Origin of the sequence: Azohydromonas lata (assembly GCF_034427735.1) — a bacterium.
GTDB lineage: Bacteria > Pseudomonadota > Gammaproteobacteria > Burkholderiales > Burkholderiaceae_C > Azohydromonas > Azohydromonas lata.
In genome coordinates this window covers 1-259 of the sequence record NZ_JAXOJX010000264.1, presented here as the reverse complement: position 1 = coordinate 259, position 259 = coordinate 1, and the positions used below count along the sequence as shown (strand labels likewise).

The 259-nt window shown below is 65.6% G+C and carries 1 protein-coding gene; it reads left to right on the top strand.

Annotated elements, in window-relative coordinates; translation table 11 throughout:
- Positions 1–259, top strand: a 259-nt coding sequence (locus SM757_RS35320; protein WP_322468913.1) for a hypothetical protein, incomplete at both ends; no start/stop codon positions are given.

Sequence of the window (259 nt, the reverse complement as noted above, 5' to 3'; positions counted from 1 at the left end):
CGTCGACGGCCTGGGCAACCTCAAGGCCACCTCGGTGGCGGTGCAGTACACCGGCACGGCCGGTGCTGTGACGGCTGGCTCCAAGGTCAGCGTCGGCAGCCAGAGCTATATGTTCAGCCAGGCGATCGCTGCCAACACGGTGGCGTTCACGCTTAAGGGCTTCTCGGCCGACATTGCCAACTTCGTGTCGCTGTCAGGCGACCTGGGCTTCGCCAAGACGGGCACGGACATCGTGGCCGTGGGCTCCAACGTGACGGCT